Here is a 20,612-nt window from a genome sequence, read left to right on the forward strand (position 1 = left end):
AAGGAGTAAGTATCATGAGTAGCAAAAAGCAGTTTATCGACGAAGTATTCACTACTTTCGAAATCAATAGCCTGATCGAGCGACGCAAATGCCGTGCCACCGGTAAGGTGCGTTTTAATAGCAAGGGCGAAGCAGGCTTCTTTATACAATGGTTAAAATGGCGCTATAAGAAGTGGCTACGGGGAAAAAATCGGAGAAAGTACCGATATGGCAGTAGGGAAGGAAAGCCAAAGCAGCGCTATGTGTATAGCTGTATCCACTGTGGTGGATATCATATTACGAAGGAGCATCCGCATGATTATAAGCGAAAAAAAGAAAAATATGAACAGAAATATGCTGAATAATTGATGATCATTGCTTTTTTCATTTTTATTTTTCTAACATAGATTATTTTGTACATTTGTATCGAATAAAATCGAAATTGAAATGGCAGAAACTGTACAACCAAGAGGTCCAAAGACAACTGATAATAATGCGAACCAAACTCATTACTACAAAACATTGGTAGTAGCGATCGCTTTAGGTTTAATAGGTACATTTATCCGTTTTGTACCGGATGTATGTGCGGCAATGGGTCAACAAACTTTTTTGTTTTCCGCGATAGCTAACATCTCCATGATCGTAGGTGCACTTATCGCATTCAAAACCGTTTTCGGAATTTTGGGATTTGGAAAAAACCGTGACTAATTAAAAGTCAACTAAGATATTTGAAAGCCCCAGTTTACTGGGGCTTTTTTATTTTAATCCTTTTTTCGAACTCAGTTCATCGTTGACGATCCCGTCCGTTATGCTTCCATGATCTACAAGGTACAAAAAAAGGCCTCACGATCGTGAAGCCTTTTTTTGTATGATTATCGCAGACTATGCGAAAAGAGACCAAGTAGACCAAGGAATACGAGCAAGGATCAAGATCAAACCGATGATATAGAAAATTACAACTGTTTGGTTTGCTTTTCTGGCATTTTCAATCTTTTTAGCTTTAGAGTAACCAATTGTGATCAATACAATGGCAATGATCATTGTCAAAGGGTGTTCGATGATTTTAAAACGTAATGTCGGATCTTTCATTACGGCGCCAGAGATCATTGATGGGTACTTTAAATAAAAGAATAAAATCAATCCCACCAATAATTGAATATGTGATGCGATAAAACCCAATAAAGCAATTTTACGGTTGTACGGTTTGTTGCCTAGGTAGTTTGATAGGGTGATCACGATCGATATCACCAGGGCTAGCAATAATACAATTGCTATAGTCGAGTGTAAGTGTAACATAAAAGCTCTCTTTAATTATTTCCTAAGTTAGCAAAGATAAAAATATAATGAATGTATTTGTCAAAAATCATTGTTCCAACAGAAATACCTCCGCTATTGGATTGAATAGGTACATGCGTTTGCTGGTCAATTCCATGCACTTATAGCGTTTTCTTACCTTTTCAATGCGTTGAAATGAACGACCATTTTTTAGTTTAAAGAAATGGCCATCCTCCAAAGATTCCACCGTAAGGGCACTGGTTTTGACGGTATCGTATGATTTTAAGGTGCGAAACAGGTGAAGGTCCGTGCAGCTTGAAGCCGCGGGGTTTTCCATGTAGCGATGAATGGCACTGCTAATATCGATTGGAAAAATATTCAATTTAAGGAAGGGCTCCATCAGTTCCTTGAAATTATTTTTCCACTCAGTACCATGTGGCTTGACACGATGCTGGTGTTTGTTCCAGGTTTGTAAATGGGCAAATTCATGGATCGTCGTAATCAGAAATGAATAGGAATTTAAGTCATGGTTGACTGAGATGCGGTGTGGGCTTCCTTTAAATGGCGCACGGTAATCTCCTAGTTTGGTACTCCTTGAACGAGAGATCTTAAATAAGCAGCGGGTATGATTAATCCAGTTGGATATAATCGGCGCAGCTTCTTCAGGCATGTATTTTTTAAGCGTAGCACTATAATCTTGCATGCCATAAAAATAGGGATTTATTCATGTCAATAGTGCTAAATGAGAACATTCTTTTGTCAAAAATAAAATCAGTTTACTAAAAATAGTAGTTTTTAATTTGGAAAAATGATATTATTTTTAGTATTTAGTACCTAAGAATATTAAAAGTGGGCATGTTATTAAAGCAGAGTAGCTGTTTTTTTTAAATAAAATATATTGAAATCGCCTGAGTTTTAGGTAAATTACCTACAGAAAGGTTCATGAAACATAGGATCCGATTGAGGAACGGTATTTCCTCTAAACTGTAATTAGACCTTCAAGAATATGCTAGATACCTTACATATTAGAAATTATGCGCTCATCAACGAATTGGAAATCCAATTTGATAAAGGTTTGAATATGATTACCGGTGAAACCGGTGCCGGTAAATCTATTATCATGGGAGCATTATCGTTGATCTTAGGAAATAGAGCAGAGGGCAAGCATTTTTTCGACCCAACCAAGAAATGTGTGATTGAAGGGGAATTTAAAATTGGTTCTTACCAGCTACTTCGTTTTTTTGAGGAAAATGATCTCGATTACGCGGACCATACGATTATTCGAAGAGAGATATCTCCCGATGGTAAATCCCGGGCATTTATTAATGATTCTCCCGTCACCCTGGCTATCCTTAAAGCTTTAGGCGAGCAGTTGATTGATGTGCATTCTCAACATGCAACATTGCAGATTAATACAGAAGATTTTCAGTTTTTGGTAGTGGATAGTGTAGCAGGCTCTTTCGGACTGAAGCAAAGCCATCGAGAGAGCTTCTTCGCTTATAAGAAAGCCAAAAAAGAACTCGAAGAATTTAAGGATCTGGTAAAAAAAGCTGCAATAGAACAGGATTATTTTCAGTTTCAATTTGATGAACTTGACGCCGCCCGATTGGTCGCAGATGAACAGGGACAACTCGAAGTACAACAGCGGCAGTTGGAAAATGCAGAAGATATCAAGCGTGCACTAACTGGGGCATCACATCTATTGGAAAATGAAGATACGGCAGTTTTAAGCCGTTTAAAAGAGACGATGAGCCAGGTGGAAGGCATTGCCTCATTTCTGCCTGAGGCTGCAGATTTGGCTGCACGATTAAAGAGCACATGGATTGAGCTGAAGGATGTCGCTGCAGAGCTGAGCTCTCTTGAGGAGGATACCCAAATCGACGAAGGTACTTTATTGGAAATCAATGAGCGCTTGAGCTTATTGTATTCCTTACAGAAAAAACATCATGTGGACTCCGTTGAGGAGTTGATCAAATTACGTGATGATCTTGAATCCAAACTGTTTGCTATAAATTCTTCGGATGAGCAATTGGAGCGATTGGAGAAAGAGGTTGTGGCTAAATTAGCCATTGCCCAAAAAAATGCAAAGGAACTATCAGCAGCCAGGAGAAAGGTACTGGAGATGATCGCAAAGGATGTGCAGGCGACCTTGTCAAATGTAGGTATGCCGAATGCACGATTTCAAATTAATCTGGAACCATTAAAGGAGCGGGATATGCGGGAGTCGGGGATGGATTCAATACAGTTTTTATTTTCGGCCAATAAAGGACAGGCATTGCAATCCATTCATAAGGTTGCATCCGGAGGAGAGCTTTCTCGTGTTATGTTGGCCATTAAATCCTTAGTTGCTAAAACTTCTGCATTACCTACTATTATTTTTGATGAGATCGATACAGGAATCTCTGGAGAGGTTGCGCTACGCGTAGGAGAGGTGATGGAAAGTCTTGCTGAGAATATGCAGGTTATTGCTATTTCCCATTTGCCCCAAATTGCAGCTAAAGGTGCTGCGCATTATAAGGTATATAAGGAAGACAAAGCCAACCGAACCATATCTAACATTGTTCGTTTAGATCAAGAGGGGAGAGTCAAGGAAATTGCTCAGATGCTCAGTGGTACCAATCCCACAGATGCAGCACTGGAACATGCGGAGTTGTTACTGAAAGGATAGTTAACATAAAAAAATGCCTCAAAAACAACTAACTTTTGAGGCATTATAGTTTTGAAAATAAATTCCTAGTTTCCTATACTCGCATCCGTTAAAACGATCTTAACTTTCATATTGTCAGGCGCAACTGGTGTACTTCCGCTTACATCATTGGCATAAATGCGAACAACACCAATAGAGTAATTGTACGAAAACTGATATCCATATAGTTCTGAAGGAATCGCTTCGTATCTATCATTAGATGTGTCAAAAATGATCGCCGCACTAACATGACCGTCTTCATAATAACGTTGATCTAAATCACTGATTGCGACGTCTTTTCTATAAGTGTTATTGCCCTCTTTAATCCATTCAGTTGATTTTACGGGAAATACATAACTTGTGCCGTCTAAGACGTTCACTTCTTGTGTAATATATTCTTTTTTACAAGAAGAAAATGAAACCAAGGCTGCGGTTCCAATTAGTGCTGCGAATAAAAGTCTTTTCATATTGTTCGTGTTATTTGTGATAATTTTTTTATTATAGGACGATAAAATAGTGCGAAAGTTTAACGCCAAATTCATATACAACAAAAAATGCACCATAAAGGTGCATTTTATTGAAATTATTTTTAAAGATAGCTGAAGCTTACTTCTCAGCTGTGTCTTTTGAAGACTTCGGATCTGAGCTAGAAACCTCAATATCTTTGGTTTCAGGATTAATGCTCACGGTCAAAACTGAACCTGTTTGCACATTTCCTTTGAGGATCTCTTCTGCAATCGGATCTTCAAGATATTTTTGGATTGCTCGTTTTAATGGACGTGCACCAAAATTACTGTCATAACCTTTGTCTGCGATGAAATCTTTTGCCTCATCCGTTAAATTGATGGTATAACCCAAATCAGCGATACGTTTGAACAATGACCTTAATTCAATATCAATGATTTTGAAGATATTCTCTTTTGTCAATGAGTTGAACACAATGACATCATCGATACGGTTCAAAAATTCAGGAGCGAAAGCTCTTTTCAAAGCGGTTTCAATAACTCCACGTGAATGTGCATCAGATTGTTGTGATTTTGCTGCAGTGGTGAAACCAACACCCTGACCAAATTCCTTCAATTGGCGTGCACCAATATTTGAAGTCATAATGATTATGGTATTTCTGAAATCTACTTTACGGCCCAAACTATCTGTTAATTGACCTTCGTCCAATACCTGTAGCAACAGATTGAATACATCTGGATGCGCTTTCTCAATCTCATCCAATAAGACAACGGCATAAGGTTTACGACGCACTTTTTCAGTCAATTGACCACCTTCTTCATAACCAACATATCCTGGAGGCGCTCCAACAAGGCGAGATACCGCAAATTTCTCCATGTATTCGCTCATGTCAATTTGGATCAGTGCATCTTCTGTATCAAACATAAATCGAGCTAATTCTTTAGCCAACTCTGTTTTACCGACCCCAGTAGGACCTAAGAAGATAAATGACCCGATTGGTTTTTTAGGATCCTTCAAGCCCGCACGTGTACGTTGAATAGCTTTCACCAATTTACCTACAGCGTCATCTTGACCAATGATTCTTCCCTTCATCAACTCAGCCATATTCAACAGCTTTTGACTGTCTGTCTGACTAACACGTTGTACTGGAATACCTGTCATCATGGCCACTACTTCAGCAACATTTTCTTCTGAAACAGTATAGCGTTTAGACTTCGTCTCTTCTTCCCAAGCGATTTTTTCCTTCTCGAGCTCTTCGATCAATTTTTTCTCCGTATCACGCAATTTGGCAGCCTCTTCGTATTTTTGACTACGAACGACTTTGTTCTTTTCCAATTTGACCTCTTCAATTTTATTTTCAATGTCAATAATGGACTGCGGTACATGAATATTGTTTAAGTGCACGCGAGAGCCTGCCTCATCCAAAGCATCAATAGCCTTATCTGGTAAGAATCTGTCTGTAATATAACGTGTTGTTAACGACACACAGGCTTCAATCGCTTCGGGAGTGTAGGTCACATTGTGGTGATCCTCATATTTCTCCTTGATACGATTCAATATCTCAACCGTTTCATCATGTGTTGCCGGCTCAATCGTTACACGTTGGAAACGACGGTCCAAAGCACCATCTTTTTCAATGTATTGACGATATTCGTCCAATGTTGTTGCACCAATACATTGGATTTCTCCTCTTGCCAAGGCTGGTTTGAACATATTGGAAGCATCTAACGATCCTGAAGCGCCACCTGCACCAACGATTGTGTGAATCTCATCGATAAATAAGATGACATCCGGTGATTTCTCCAGTTCATTCATGACCGCTTTCATACGTTCTTCAAATTGACCGCGATATTTCGTCCCGGCAACCAATGAAGCCAGATCCAATGTGACTACACGCTTATTGAATAGTACACGTGAGACCTTGCGTTGGACAATACGAAGAGCAAGTCCCTCCGCAATAGCTGATTTACCAACTCCCGGTTCACCGATCAACAAAGGATTGTTCTTCTTGCGTCGGGATAAAATTTGAGATACACGCTCAATTTCTTTCTCGCGACCCACAATAGGATCCAATTTACCCTCTTCGGCAGCTTTGGTCAAATCACGGCCAAAGTTGTCCAATACCGGAGTTTTGGATTTGATATCCGAAACTTTTTTAGGTTGGATATATTGATCATCCTCAGCAAAATCATCGTCGCCTGTAGGAGAGCCCGGAGCCTCATCCTTGATGGTCGTTCTATTTTGCTCAACTTCAGATTTGAAGATGTCGTAAGTCACATTGTATTGTTGTAAAATCTGAGAAGCAATATTATCTTCATCCCGTAAGATAGCCAATAATAGATGCTCCGTTCCGATGATGTCCGATTTGAATATTTTAGCTTCCAAATAAGTGATCTTCAAAACTTTTTCAGCCTGTTTTGTTAATGGCATATTGCCAATAGGAGCGCGTGAAACCGATGCCCCCTTCACTGCGTCCTCCACAGATTGACGTAGTGCTGTCGTGTCAATGCCTATGTTTTTAAGGATCTTTATCGCCATACCATCGCCTTCACGAATCAATCCGAGCAATAAATGCTCCGTTCCTATATAATCGTGACGCAATCTCAAAGCTTCCTCTCTACTGTACGATATGACATCCTTTACGCGCGGTGAAAATTTTGCTTCCATTGAATACCTTTCTGTTTTATATTAAGGATATATAAATGTAGTAAATTCTGCATTTCAAACCTTAAAATTATTTTAAATAATGTCATCAACAATTAAGCCATGACCGTTACACGTCCAAAATGTCAGTATAAAAGATTACATTTGTATGTTAATATAATAAGAGTTTTCGAATTTTTTTAAATTTTATGTCAGACGAGAAGATCATTTTTTCGATGGCGGGTGTCAACAAAATCTATCCGCCTCAAAAACAAGTGTTAAAAAATATCTATTTATCTTTTTTCTATGGTGCGAAGATCGGTGTGATCGGTTTAAACGGATCAGGTAAATCTTCCCTATTAAAAATTATCGCTGGATTGGATAAATCCTACCAAGGCGAGGTGGTGTTCTCCCCAGGTTACTCTGTGGGTTATTTAGCACAAGAACCTCAATTGGATCTTGAAAAGACTGTTCTTGAAGTCGTTCAGGAAGGTGTCGCTGAAATTACAGCCATCTTACAGGAATACGAAGAAATCAACGAAAAATTTGGCTTGCCAGAGGTGTATGAAAATGCCGATGAGATGGACAAATTGTTGGCTAGACAAGGGGAACTTCAGGATATCATTGATGCCACTAACGCTTGGGAAATCGATTCGAAATTGGAAAGAGCAATGGATGCTTTACGTTGCCCCGAACCAGATGCGAAGATTGTCAATTTGTCAGGTGGTGAGCGCAGACGTGTAGCATTATGTCGCTTATTGTTGCAGGAACCTGATGTATTACTCCTAGATGAGCCGACCAACCACTTGGACGCCGAGTCGATTGATTGGTTAGAACAACATTTAAAACAATATAAAGGAACGGTCATTGCCGTTACCCACGACCGTTATTTCTTGGATAATGTAGCCGGATGGATTCTTGAATTGGATCGCGGTGAGGGTATTCCTTGGAAAGGAAATTATTCTTCTTGGTTAGATCAAAAAGCAAAACGCTTGGCACAGGAAGAAAAACAGGAAACCAAACGTCAAAAAACCTTGGAACGTGAGCTGGAATGGGTGCGTATGGCACCGAAAGCACGCCACGCCAAATCGAAAGCTCGTTTGCATAACTATGAAAAATTAGCTTCTGAGGAAACGAAAGAACGTGAAGAAAAATTGGAATTGTTTATTCCTCCGGGACCACGTTTAGGTAATTCGGTCATTGAGGCAACTAATATTTCCAAAGCGTATGGCGATCGTATCTTGTTTGAAAATTTGAGTTTCATGTTGCCGCCTGCGGGTATTGTAGGGATTATTGGACCCAACGGTGCGGGTAAAACAACCTTATTCCGTCTGATTACAGGTCAGGAAACACCTGACACGGGTTCGTTCAAGGTCGGAGAAACAGTAAAATTGGGTTACGTAGACCAAATGCACCACGACCTCGATCCTGAAAAATCGGTTTGGGAAAATATTACGGGTGGCAGCGACAATATGATGCTGGGTAACCGCTCGGTAAACTCAAGAGCTTACGTTTCCAAATTTAATTTTAACGGTGCTGATCAACAAAAGAAAGTAGGTGTACTTTCCGGTGGAGAACGTAACCGTGTTCACTTGGCTATTACACTCAAAGAAGGCTCAAATGTGCTCTTACTCGATGAGCCGACCAATGATATTGATGTAAATACCTTACGGGCACTGGAAGAAGGCTTGGAGAATTTCGGTGGTTGTGCCGTTGTGATCTCCCACGATAGATGGTTCCTGGATCGTATCTGTACCCATATCCTTGCTTTTGAAGGGGATTCACAGGTTTATTTCTTTGAAGGTAACTACACTGAATATGAAGAAAACCGTAAAAAACGCGTTGGTGACGTAACACCGCACCGTATTAAATACAAGAAACTGGTAAAATAAGCAACGATCATGGACGGTGGAAGGCTTTTAGCTGCTATAATAGATCACGCTATTGATGGAATAATTACCATAGACAACAGGGGGAATGTGGAAAGCATTAACCCTGCTGCCTTGGAATTGTTCGGTTATCAGGCTGAAGAAGTGATCGGACACAATATCTCCATGTTAATGCCTGAACCTGATCGTGGTAATCACGATGGTTATCTGCATAATTACCAAACCACAGGTCACAAGAAAATTATCGGAATCGGCCGTGAAGTGATGGGCTTAAAGAAAAATGGAGAAACATTTCCATTCCGCTTGGCAGTCAGTGAGGTTTGGTTAAAAGATAAGAATATCTTTACGGGCTTTATTCACGATTTATCGCGTGAGAAAGCTGCCGAGGATATGCTCAAGCAACATGCAACCGAACTTGAACATAAAGTCAGTGAGCGTACACGCGATCTGATCTCTCTGGTATCTGAACTTGAAAAAGCTAAAGCAGAAGTCTCAAAGTCTTTGGAAAAAGAAATTGAACTTAACCAGCTGAAATCACGGTTTGTGTCCATGGCCTCGCATGAGTTCCGGACACCTTTAAGCTCGGTTCAGCTTTCGGCTTCTCTTATTGAAAAGTATTCCGAACGACCGGATGATAAGGCTAATATCATTAAACACACCAATAAAATTAAAAGTGCAGTTCAATTGCTCACAAGTATCCTGAACGACTTTCTGTCACTTGAAAAATTGGAAGCGGGTATTGTTGTGATGAATAAGCAATACATCAATCTCGTTGAGTTGGCAGAAGAGATCACCGAAGAAATGCAAATGATCTGTAAGAAAAATCAGCATATTGTATACCAACATACCGGAGAAATTGGGCATTTCACCCTAGATCCAAATTTGTTGAAAAATGCTTTGGTCAACTTAATCTCCAACGCGATCAAATATTCCGGAGAAGATACCTTGATCGAATTCACAACCTGTATCGACGAAGAAGGCTGCTTAATATCCGTGAAAGACAATGGTATTGGTATACCCGAGGAAGATCAGGTACATTTGTTTGAGCCTTTTTTTAGAGCACATAATACAGGTAATATCCCTGGTACAGGATTAGGTTTGAATATTGTAAAACGATACATCGAATTGATGGCGGGGCAGATGGAATTTGAATCGGAAGTACACAAAGGAACTTCATTCAGAGTAAGCTTTAAATAAAGGTGAACTTGCAGATTCGCATAACTGAATAAATAATTGCAGATGAGAAATAAAAAGACAATTCTAATTATTGAAGATAATATCGATATCCGAGAAGGGACTACCGAAATATTGGAGTTGACAGGAAGGTATGATGTCATTACTGCCGAAAATGGACGTGTTGGCGTCGACCTGGCGACAAGACATATACCTGATCTGATTCTCTGTGATATCATGATGCCTGAATTGGATGGTTACGGAGTCTTATTTATGTTAAGCAAAATTGAGAGTACTGCTAAAATTCCGTTCATTTTTCTGACTGCCAAAGCGGAACGCGCAGATATGCGCAAAGCGATGGAAATGGGGGCGGATGATTATTTGACGAAACCTTTTGATGATGTTGAATTGATGAATGCAATAGATGTTCGCCTCAAAAGACATGAGCAGCTTGCAGCAGATATTCCTCAGGAAGAAGATTTGAGTTTGAGCGCCGAAGAGCAGGTATTGTTGCTAAAAGAGCTAATTGCCAATTCACGGGTGAAAACAGTGAAGAAAAAACAGTCTATTTATGAAAAAGATGATTCGCCAACGTACGTCTATTTTGTGAAATCTGGTCAGGTGCGCAGCTTTAAGTCCTATAAAGATGGACGTGAGCTGTCTACAGGTATTTTTATTGAAGGCAATTACTTTGGTTATGCTTCGATTTTGTTGAATGATAATTATGAAGACTACGCCGAAGCTGTTGAACAAAGTGAAATTGTGTTGATTCCAAAGGACAGTTTTTTGGAGCTGTTATGGAAAAAACCTGCAATAGCCAGTAAATTTATTAAGCTCCTTTCTGTCGACTTACGTGAAAAAGAAGAGCAATTGCTGGGTTTTGCCTATCATTCTGTCCGTAAGCGTGTCGCCAATGCCTTGATTAGCGTTGCTGAAAAAAGTGGAGTTAATATCAATGAGGCTGATGCATGCTCAATTGATGTGACACGAGACGGCCTAGCTTCAATTGCAGGGACAGCCAATGAAACTGTTTCCCGTATGCTCTCCGACTTTAAAGAAGAAAAACTGATTTCGAAAGAAAAAGGGAAGATATACATCAATTCCATCAAGAACCTGCGGGATGTGAAGCAGTAGCGATCAGCAGCTAAGATTTAAAAATCAATTTACTAAAAAAGGCGTGTTCAGTTTTTCTGAACACGCTTTTTTTCTGATAGCCTATGTTTACTGATTTGTGTCTTTTCATTAAAGTATCAATGCGAGTTCGCTATGCCGTTTTATTGAACTAGTTTGGTTTCATTGGTTTCAATGAACGTATAGTACGCGATTATTGGCCATATAATAGCTTTCGGTTGACTTTTACAGCTGTTGATGTTAGCGAAATCATGCAAGTTTTTGTGAATTGTGATAAATATCATTTTAAGGTGTGGTGCTATATCATCTTTTTGCCCATATGCATGATTTACTTTTGTTCTTAGGATAAACCTTAATTGGTGATTGTAGAATCAGAATGAAAGTAGTAGTATATAATGTAAGGTCATTTGAAAAAGAGTTTTGGGCATTGGCAAATGCCAAACAACATGATTTGACTTTGATTTCAAATGGATTAAATGCGGAGACACAGAATTACGCGCGTGGAAAAGATGCGGTAGTTATTTCCGTGAGCGATATGTTGGACGAGAGCATGCTACTTAATTTAAAAGGGTTAGGGATCAATAAGATTATGACCCGCAGTAAGGATACTGCTCATATCGATCTGGTAAAGGCTGGAGATCTGAATATTCAGATTGCCAATGCACCATTTGAAGATCAGAGTCCAAAAGGACTGGCAGAGCAGACCGTCCGGAATCTCAACTTATGGGGATTAGAAAAATGTGTTGGTAAAGCCTGTTGTTGTCTAAACGACTGTGCTAAAAAAATAAAATAAAATGATTACATCGCAGGTTACAATGGAAGAATTGGTGCAAAAATATAATGTTGCCGCACCGCGCTATACAAGCTATCCTACTGTTCCCTTTTGGGATAATGAAGCATTTTCCCGGGCAGCTTGGACTAATCAAGTCTACCAAACTTTCCAGCAGTCGAAAGAAAAAGGTATCAGCTTATATATTCACCTTCCTTTTTGTGAAAGCCTATGTACGTATTGTGGTTGCAATACGCGCATTACAAAAAACCATCGCGTTGAAGAACCTTATATTGCCTCTCTTTTGAAAGAATGGGAAATGTATGTCGCTTTATTTAAGGGAGAAAGACCGTTATTGGCAGAAATACATTTGGGTGGTGGTACTCCGACCTTTTTCCATCCGGATAATTTGAAAGTACTGATTGAGGGGATACTTAAACACGCAGACCTGGCTCCTGATCGTTCATTCTCTTTCGAAGCTCATCCTGCTAATACAACCGTCACACATTTAGAAACCTTATTTGACTTGGGATTTCGGCGCTTGAGCCTGGGAATACAGGATTTTGATCCACTTGTGCAGTTTGTGATCAATAGGCATCAAACTTTGGAGGAAGTGGAGGAGGTTATGCTGAATGCGCGGAAAATTGGATTTGAGTCGATCAACTTCGATTTGATCTATGGATTGCCCAAGCAAACATTGGCTACGGTGGAAGATACGATCCAAAAAGCGATGCTGCTCGGTCCAGACCGGATCTCTTTCTATAGCTATGCCCACGTGCCTTGGATAAAACCCGGTCAACGGCATTATACTGAAGCAGATCTACCTCATGGCGCAGCCAAACTCGCCTTATATAACCTTGGAAAAAAAATGATTTTGGCCCATGGCTATGAAGATGTCGGTATGGATCATTTTGCGAAAAGAGAGGACGAGTTATTTGTGGCTTTTCAACAAGAAAGATTACATCGCAATTTTATGGGGTATGCCGATCGATTTAGTCCCTTGTTAATCGGTATCGGAGTCTCTTCGATCAGCGATGCCTGGGGGGCTTTTGCTCAAAATGTGAAGACCGTAGAAGAATACCATAAACTTATTGATGCAGGGGTATTGCCCGTTATAAAAGGACATATACTCAACGAGGAGGATCTTCTTGTAAGGCGTTATATCCTCGATATGATGTGTAAAGGCAAAGTGCATTTGCCGACAGGTGCGCCGTTGAATGAGCAGATTATCGACGAATTGTCTGAACTTGTTGCAGATGGTTTAGTCTCCATATCCGGCGATCTAATTCAATGTACTGCTATTGGACGCTCCTTTTTAAGAAATATCTGTATGGCCTTTGATCAGCGATTATTGCGTTCAAAAGCACAAAATCAATTATTTAGTCAGGCAATTTAGAACGAAGGTATGGCAGAGCTAAGGGATGAAATACAACTTGCAGAAAAATGTTTCCATTGCGGTGATAAAATTGAGGAAACGGGCTATCAGCTTGATCATCATGATTTTTGCTGTCTGGGCTGTCAGACCGTTTACCAAGTACTGAACGATAGTGGTATGCAGCAATATTATCGCTATAATCAGCACCCGGGTAAATCAAATAAATCCAAGCAAGAAGATTTTTCCTATCTGGATGAACCACAGATTGCCGGTAAATTAGTGGATTATAAAGATGATAAGATGACTATCATCACCTTTTATATTCCAGCTATTCACTGTAGCTCTTGTATCTGGTTGCTGGAAAATTTATATAAACTAAATCCCAACGTACTGCAGTCGCGCGTGGACTTTATGAAGAAACAGGCGAGCATTACATTCAATCACAATGAGCTGCCATTGAAAGACCTGGTTTATCTTTTGGTCAATATCGGTTATGACCCTAAAATCACTTTGCAGGATGTTGTAAAGGAAGGGAATAGAAATAATTTGAATCCTTTGGTCGCAAAAATTGCTGTTGCCGGTTTCTGTTTTGGAAATTCTATGTTATTCAGTTTCCCTGATTATTTTGGAATGGGGAGTTTTGAAAAGGAATATGCCAATTTCTTTGGTTATATAAACCTGGCCTTTGGTCTCCCTGTTTTATTGTATTGTGCATCGGATTATTTCAAATCGGCCTATTGGAGTCTGAAACAAAAGCGGTTGAATCTGGATGTGCCATTAGCTCTAGGAATCCTCGTGTTATTTTTGCGTTCCGCGTTTGAGGTGATCACACAGACAGGAGCTGGTTTTACGGATACACTCTGTAGTCTTGTATTCTTTATATTGATCGGAAAATGGGTACAACAACGTACCTATTATCATATCTCATTTGAACGGGATTACCGGAGTTATTTCCCCGTGGCTGTAACAGTATTGACGGAATCAGGGGACAAACCTGTACAATTAGCTGACGTTCATATCGGTGACCGTATCTTGGTTCGGAACAATGAAATTATACCCGCTGATGCCATGCTTTTAAAAGGTGATGCTGCGATAGATTTTAGCTTTGTGACCGGAGAATCAAGCCCGGTCAGTAAAACCTTGGGTGAAATTATCTATGCCGGCGGGCGCCAGACGGGGGAAGCGATAGAACTTGAAGTAGTCAAACCGATTTCACAGTCCTATTTGACCAAATTATGGAATAATGAGAATTATAAAGATTATGACAAACATTTTCAGACTTTTGTCAACTTTATAAGTGAATATTTTACTGTTGTTTTATTGGCTATTGCACTATTGGCTGCCTTATTTTGGGCCGTTGATGGAAGTGCAAGCCGGGCTTGGGGAGCTTTTACGGCGGTATTAATTATCGCATGTCCATGTGCGTTGGCGTTGAGCTCTCCATTTACCCTTTCTGCAGCGCTAAGTATTTTTGATCGAAATAAGTTCTATGTGAAAAATACGGCCGCAATTGAGCAGATGGCGAGGATTGATACCCTGGTGTTCGATAAAACTGGCACAATATCGTCGCCTAAAGCAACCTCAATTTATTTTGAAGGTAGCCTTTCGGCAGTTGACAAAAAACTACTGAATGCGGTATGTAGAAACTCTAGCCATCCGTTGAGCCGTGAGATTGTCAAGTGGCTGAATGTCTCTTCTGCTATTTCGATACAGGATTTTAAGGAATTTCCGGGAAAGGGGATGCAGGCTAATGTAAGTGGCAAGGAAATTAAAATCGGTAGTGCTAACTTTTTGAATATCGGTAATATTAAAACAGATGGTTCTGTGGTTTTTATTCGTATAGGTGAGGAGTTAAAAGGATATTTTACTATGGAGCAATCCTGGCGGGATGGCCTTTCGGCTTTGATTGAAGATTTTAAAGTCGAATACGACCTTCATTTAATCTCAGGGGATAACGATAGACGTCTGGATGCACTCCAGTTAATTTTTCCCTCGAATGCAAGTTTGCTTTTTAATCAATCACCAATGGAAAAACTGGAAACCATTCAAAATTTTCAGGTAGCAGGAAAGCATGTCTGCATGATTGGTGATGGCCTTAATGATGCGGGGGCATTGCGTAAAGCAGATCTGGGCATCGCCGTGAGTGATGATATCAATAACTTCTCTCCCGGCTGCGATGCGATACTGGATGGGGAGTCATTTTCAAAAATGCCGGATTTCTTTGCTTTTAGCAAAAATGCGGTGAAAGTAATACACATGAGCTTTGGTATCTCTCTTTTATATAATGTAATTGGATTGAGCTTTGCCGTGCAGGGTATTATGTCGCCGTTATTTGCCGCGATTCTAATGCCAATAAGTACGGTAACGATCATCTCTTTTACAAGTCTCATGACGAGGTGGTATGCCAAACGTCGTAAACTCTAGTTGTTATGGAAATAATGTATATTTTGATCGGTTGTAGTGTTTTGTTGGCTTTGGTTTTCCTATGTGCTTTTTTCTGGGCAAATAAAACCGGTCAGCATAATGATACCTATACACCTTCTATACGGATTCTGTTTGATGATGAAACGACAGAAGAGGAAGATAAAGAAGGTGACGTAACTAAAACGTTATCGTAATTAAATCAATTACTTTTTTTTGTAATTAAGGTTATTATCAATAAAATTGGGGGTAAATACCAATTTGAAATAAAAATACATGCATAATAATCCATTTTCATTAAAAGATAAGGTAGTTGTAATTACGGGAGGTACAGGGATTTTAGGCGAAGCATTTGTTGAGGCTTTGGCCGAGGCAGAAGCCAAAGTCGCAGTACTTGGACGTAATGGACAAATCGGAGCGGAGCGTGTTCAGCAGGTAGAGTCTGTTGGTGGCGAAGCTATATTTGTTGAAGTTGACATCATGAACGAACAGGATGTCACTCGGGCGAAAGATGAAGTTTTGCAAAAGTGGGGTAGGATAGACGCTTTAGTAAACGCCGTTGGAGGCAACATTCCAGGTGCAACAATTGGTGCCGATCAAGATTTATTTGCGAGCAATATTCAGGATACCATTAAAGCAATAGAGCTTAATTTGTATGGTACAATGATTCCTACGCATATTATTGGTCGTGTGATTGCTGAAAGCGGAAAAGGCGTCATCATCAATATATCTTCTCTTACAGCCAGTCGTCCTTTTACACGAGTTTTGGGCTATACTGTTGCAAAACACGGTATCGATGGGTATACAAAATGGATGGCCACCGAGCTCGCTCAGCGTTATGGCGATCAAGTTCGTGTCAATGCAATCGCTCCCGGCGTATTCTTAACCAAGCAGAACAAAAACTTATTGATCAATCCAGACGGTACGTATAGCGACCGTACCAAACGTATTCTTAACGGAACTCCCTATAACCGTTTGGGCGACCCCCGTGAGTTAAAAGGAACTTTAATCTATCTATTGAGTGATGCATCGGCCTTTGTGACAGGGGAGACTGTTTTTGTCGATGGTGGTTTTAATGCATGGTGTGGCGTTTAATTAAACTTTAAGATGAGAAAATTAGAACAAACCTGGCGTTGGTATGGCCCCAATGACCCGGTATCTTTACAAGATATCAAACAGGCTGGAGCTACTGGTATTGTTACGGCATTACATCATATTCCACACGGTGAGGTATGGCCACTTGCCGATATTCAAGAAAGAAAACGCATTATAGAAGATGCGGGTCTTACCTGGTCTGTTGTAGAAAGTGTGACAGTACATGAGGAGATTAAGACAAAAGGTGCTAGGGTCGATGAATACCTCCAGAAATATAATGAGACTTTAACCAATCTTGCACAATGCGGCATCAAAACAATTTGTTATAATTTTATGCCGGTGCTGGACTGGACGCGTACACAATTGGATTTAACCATGGCGGATGGTTCAAAAGCATTGTATTTTGATTGGATTGATTTGGCCCTCTTTGATATATTTATATTAAAACGTGATGAAGCTCGAGCAGCGTATCCAGAAGATGTTGTAAAACGTGCATCTTTGCGATTTGATGAAATTTCGGAACAGCAAAAAGATGAATTGGCAAATGTTGTCTTAATGGGAATTCCGGGGGAGAAGAATGTGGAATTGGAGGCATTGAAAGCAAGCATTGATACCTATAAGCATATTGGAAAAGACGGTTTGCGCAATAATCTGGTTTATTTTCTTCAAGGAATAGCGGCAACCTGCGAAGAGAATGGTATATGCATGACGATTCATCCGGATGATCCACCATATCCGATATTAGGTTTGCCCCGCATAGCCAGTAATGGCGAGGATTTTGACTATTTTCTGAATGCAGTTCCGCAGCAATTTAATGGCGTCTGTTTTTGTACAGGATCCCTGGGGGCTAGTCAGACCAACGATTTGCCAGCTATCTTGGAAAATATCAAAGGGCGTGTGAACTTCGTTCACTTGCGGAATGTGAAGAAAGATGCGATCGGGAGTTTTTACGAGGCAGACCATTTGGATGGTGATGTCAATATGTATAAAGTGATGAAAATTTTGGTTGCTGAAAATCAATTGAGATCTACAGCTATCCCGTTCAGACCAGATCATGGTCATCAGATGTTGGATGATCTAAATAAAGTAACAAATCCCGGGTATTCTGCTATTGGAAGATTGAGAGGGCTTGCAGAATTGCGTGGTTTGGAATACGGTATTGTCGGTGAATAATATCAAGGGGCAAGTTTAATTTGTGATCAATAACTTTTGGTCTGGACCGTTTATAAAAAAAAACAGCCGGGAAATTAGAAGCGATGTCTTTCTGTTTCTCGGCTGTTTTACTTTTAAATGCTTCTTCGAAGCTTATAATCAACGAAATTATAAAGAAGATTTACGAATGATGACCTGTGTCGGAAGCTCAATTGTTTCAAATTCATACACTGGTCTTGTTTGGTTAATAGTCGCCATTAATTTATTTGTTGCTAATTCTCCAATTTCTGTTGCAGGCTGTACAACGGTTGATAGTGCTGGATTTAACGAAGCAGCAATTTGTGTGTTTGAAAAACCGATAACGGCAACTTCGGAAGGAACCTGAATCTGAAGTTCAGCCAAAATACCCAATGTGCGGGTTGTAATAATATCTGTTGCTCCAAAAATTGCATCTATATTTTTATGCTCAAGATATTCTTTGAGCAAAATCTCTCTTATTGTTTGGTCGATATACGTGGTATTATTAAAGCTACATTCGATGTAATGCCTATTATCAAAAGGAATACCCGCATCTGATAAAGCAGATTTAAAGCCATTTAATCGTTCGGCTGCGACCCCTAAGTTCTTTCCCGTGATATGCAAAATGTTTTTTTTCCCCTGTTCGATGAGGTGTTTTGTGGCGTTATATGCACCTTGGAAATTATTGACCCCGACCTTGAATGTATCGAGCTGGTGATTGATGCGATCAAAAATAACCACAGGTATCTGCGATTTTATCAATGCTTTTAGTTCTTCAATATTTGAATCAGAAGAGACTGGAGATATCATTAAGCCATCAATACCGCGCATGCGTAAAACGTCAATACAATTTTTTTCAATCCGTTCGTCTTCCCGGCTTTGCATGAAAATAACGTCATAGACCGTCTGCTGAGAAGCGATCTGAATTCCATCGAGGATTTGTGAAACGAATGTATTGCTAATATTGGATACAATAACCCCTATTGTATTGGATTTTCCTATTTTTAAGCTCCGTGCCAATTTATTTGGATGGAAATTATGCTTTTTGGCATATTCCTGAACCATCTTTTTAGTCGCTTCACTTATTTCGTAGCTGTCTGATAATGCTTTGGAAACCGTCGAAACAGAAATATTGAGTGCCAACGCTATATCTTTCAGGGTAGTTCTGCTCATCGCTTTGGTGGTTATTTTAAGAATATAAATCTACATAAAAAAATGTATAAATGTGTTTTTATCTTCATAATTAGCCATTATCTAAGGTCGGCTGGGATTTAGTCAATGGATTTGATTGGCAGGATTTCCTTTTTCCAATCCCTCTTCAAAATTAAAAGGAAGTTCAGCACATACACGAAGCTAACCAAGGGCTTTTCGGCCCATGTAACCTATGCGAGTCCGAGTGTTTGGTGTTTTTTGGGCTATTTTTCGGTATTTCTAGGTAAGATGTCGCGCTGCGGTTCGTTTCGTTTTCGATCTTGAACCAGTCCAAAATCTATCCTGAATGGGCCTAGCGAGGGTTTAGCTAGGGCTTAGTTTCGCTCTGCGGGCAGGGTGCGGCTACCTTGAAAGTAACCTGAATCCATGCCAGACTCGGACTCAACACGGACAGAACACGGTTGCAGGGCAAACCTGCCCCGAGCATGGCACGAAGCAGGTGGAGAGGGGTGCCGAAGGTTCCCGCAAGGCCTGCGTAGCAGCCGGAGCCCAGTCCACGGGGCGGAACACTAGTTAGCCCTAAATGAGCCATGCTTCCCCAGTAAATAAAGAAAAGTTGAGGGTTTCTTATTCCTTAGGTTAGCTTTTGTTTATATTTAGCTTAGCAATAAGTTAGATTTTGTTTAGCTCTAACCTATACTATACCTAAACAAAACCTAACTAAAACCTAAACTAAACCTAAGTAAACAGGTAGGAAAGTATAGCTGCAAAAGAAGGTATTCCGGAGCGCTGAGTTCTGCGATCTTTTACGCTTGTTCCCGTCCATCTGCTGCGCCTGTGCGCACCGTCTTCAATTGGGCATTGAGGCGAGCGGGCTACCATAGTGATCCCGAGCTTAAGCAGATCGAGCAATACAATGTCCATCCATGTTTCCGCTGCGGAGCCTGTACCGAAGCCCGGTTCCGCGGATGTCCGTGGTGCGATCCAATTTTCAGGATCATCCATGTTTCCCCCGCAATGTCCAGGTTAGATCCCGGTTCCCGTCCCTATCCTGTGCCGGATCCGGCGTTCCCAGCCTTCCGCCCACCTGTTTTACAAAAAGAATCTCGCACCGTTACAGGTAGTTAAGGGGAAAATGAAATAAATAAGAACAAAAGGCTTGGAAGTTTGTTAGTAAACTCCCTATCTTTGCACCACTCCGCAAGGGAGGGACGGTTGCTTCGAAAGAAGGAATCCTGAAAAAAAGAAGGGTTTAAGGGAGTTTGGCAGGATCAAAAATCCCGCCCGGTTTAAGTTTAAACGCGGAAATCGAAAAAAGGGAAAAGAAAAAAAACTTCAAAAAGTTTTTGGAAGTTCAGAAAAGATTTCTACCTTTGCAGTCCCAACGGA

Annotated in this window: 17 protein-coding genes; 12 read left to right on the top strand and 5 right to left on the bottom strand. The window is 40.3% G+C overall.

The window, feature by feature from the left end; all coding sequences use genetic code 11:
- The first annotated feature begins 14 nt into the window (after positions 1–14).
- Positions 15–344 (top strand): hypothetical protein, encoded by a 330-nt coding sequence (locus L1283_RS24935; protein ID WP_286851493.1) that lies wholly within the window; start codon positions 15–17, stop codon positions 342–344.
- An 82-nt stretch (positions 345–426) separates the two neighbouring features.
- A complete protein-coding gene (locus L1283_RS24940; RefSeq protein WP_075991712.1) occupies positions 427–687 on the top strand; it encodes a hypothetical protein in 261 nt (86 codons plus the stop codon).
- Positions 688–861: 174 nt separating this feature from the next.
- Here the strand turns inward: L1283_RS24940 and L1283_RS24945 are convergent, their stop codons facing one another.
- Complete coding sequence (locus L1283_RS24945; RefSeq protein WP_088160727.1) at positions 862–1,275, bottom strand: hypothetical protein; 414 nt, start codon at positions 1,273–1,275, stop codon at positions 862–864.
- A gap of 67 nt (positions 1,276–1,342) precedes the next feature.
- Positions 1,343–1,957 carry a sprT domain-containing protein gene (locus L1283_RS24950; RefSeq protein WP_145331110.1) on the bottom strand — a complete coding sequence of 205 codons (615 nt, stop codon included), beginning with the start codon at positions 1,955–1,957 and terminating at the stop codon, positions 1,343–1,345.
- Between the two features lie 303 nt (positions 1,958–2,260).
- Between L1283_RS24950 and recN the strand changes: the two genes are divergently transcribed.
- Positions 2,261–3,922 carry a DNA repair protein RecN gene (gene recN, locus L1283_RS24955; protein ID WP_286851490.1) on the top strand — a complete coding sequence of 554 codons (1,662 nt, stop codon included), beginning with the start codon at positions 2,261–2,263 and terminating at the stop codon, positions 3,920–3,922.
- Positions 3,923–3,987: 65 nt separating this feature from the next.
- Here recN and L1283_RS24960 read toward each other — a convergent pair whose 3' ends face one another.
- Entirely contained in the window at positions 3,988–4,503 is a 516-nt protein-coding gene (locus L1283_RS24960; protein ID WP_312352708.1) for a hypothetical protein, read from the bottom strand.
- 43 nt (positions 4,504–4,546) lie between these two features.
- A complete protein-coding gene (locus L1283_RS24965) occupies positions 4,547–7,072 on the bottom strand; it encodes an ATP-dependent Clp protease ATP-binding subunit (protein ID WP_312352707.1) in 2,526 nt (841 codons plus the stop codon).
- A 185-nt stretch (positions 7,073–7,257) separates the two neighbouring features.
- Here L1283_RS24965 and ettA point away from each other — a divergent pair, with 185 nt between their 5' ends.
- From ettA to uxuA, 9 genes are all read left to right on the top strand, one after another.
- The gene (gene ettA, locus L1283_RS24970) at positions 7,258–8,940 is read left to right on the top strand and encodes an energy-dependent translational throttle protein EttA (protein ID WP_046672222.1); all 1,683 of its coding nucleotides are present in this window, start codon (positions 7,258–7,260) and stop codon (positions 8,938–8,940) included.
- A gap of 9 nt (positions 8,941–8,949) precedes the next feature.
- Positions 8,950–10,134: a PAS domain-containing sensor histidine kinase gene (locus L1283_RS24975; protein ID WP_070567185.1), complete on the top strand. Its 1,185-nt coding sequence runs from the start codon at positions 8,950–8,952 to the stop codon at positions 10,132–10,134.
- Positions 10,135–10,176: 42 nt separating this feature from the next.
- Complete coding sequence (locus tag L1283_RS24980) at positions 10,177–11,244, top strand: response regulator (protein WP_070567183.1); 1,068 nt, start codon at positions 10,177–10,179, stop codon at positions 11,242–11,244.
- Between the two features lie 373 nt (positions 11,245–11,617).
- Positions 11,618–12,034, top strand: a complete 417-nt coding sequence (locus L1283_RS24985; RefSeq protein ID WP_070567181.1) for a lactate dehydrogenase — start codon at positions 11,618–11,620, stop codon at positions 12,032–12,034.
- 1 nt (position 12,035) lies between these two features.
- Positions 12,036–13,406, top strand: coding sequence for an oxygen-independent coproporphyrinogen III oxidase (gene hemN / locus L1283_RS24990; RefSeq protein ID WP_175442018.1), 1,371 nt, complete (start codon positions 12,036–12,038; stop codon positions 13,404–13,406).
- A gap of 9 nt (positions 13,407–13,415) precedes the next feature.
- On the top strand, positions 13,416–15,809 hold the full coding sequence (locus tag L1283_RS24995) for a heavy metal translocating P-type ATPase (protein WP_429626565.1): 2,394 nt from the start codon (positions 13,416–13,418) through the stop codon (positions 15,807–15,809).
- A gap of 5 nt (positions 15,810–15,814) precedes the next feature.
- Positions 15,815–16,003: a cbb3-type cytochrome oxidase assembly protein CcoS gene (gene ccoS, locus L1283_RS25000; RefSeq protein ID WP_088160736.1), complete on the top strand. Its 189-nt coding sequence runs from the start codon at positions 15,815–15,817 to the stop codon at positions 16,001–16,003.
- Between the two features lie 79 nt (positions 16,004–16,082).
- On the top strand, positions 16,083–16,901 hold the full coding sequence (locus L1283_RS25005) for an SDR family oxidoreductase (RefSeq protein WP_088160737.1): 819 nt from the start codon (positions 16,083–16,085) through the stop codon (positions 16,899–16,901).
- 12 nt (positions 16,902–16,913) lie between these two features.
- The gene (gene uxuA, locus L1283_RS25010) at positions 16,914–18,074 is read left to right on the top strand and encodes a mannonate dehydratase (protein WP_115047666.1); all 1,161 of its coding nucleotides are present in this window, start codon (positions 16,914–16,916) and stop codon (positions 18,072–18,074) included.
- A gap of 147 nt (positions 18,075–18,221) precedes the next feature.
- On the opposite strand, the gene L1283_RS25015 is transcribed toward uxuA, so the two are convergent.
- Entirely contained in the window at positions 18,222–19,244 is a 1,023-nt protein-coding gene (locus tag L1283_RS25015) for a LacI family DNA-binding transcriptional regulator (RefSeq protein WP_115047668.1), read from the bottom strand.
- Between the last annotated feature and the right edge of the window lie 1,368 nt (positions 19,245–20,612).

The sequence above is a fragment of the Sphingobacterium sp. HSC-15S19 genome, from assembly GCF_050433745.1.
Lineage (GTDB): Bacteria > Bacteroidota > Bacteroidia > Sphingobacteriales > Sphingobacteriaceae > Sphingobacterium > Sphingobacterium siyangense.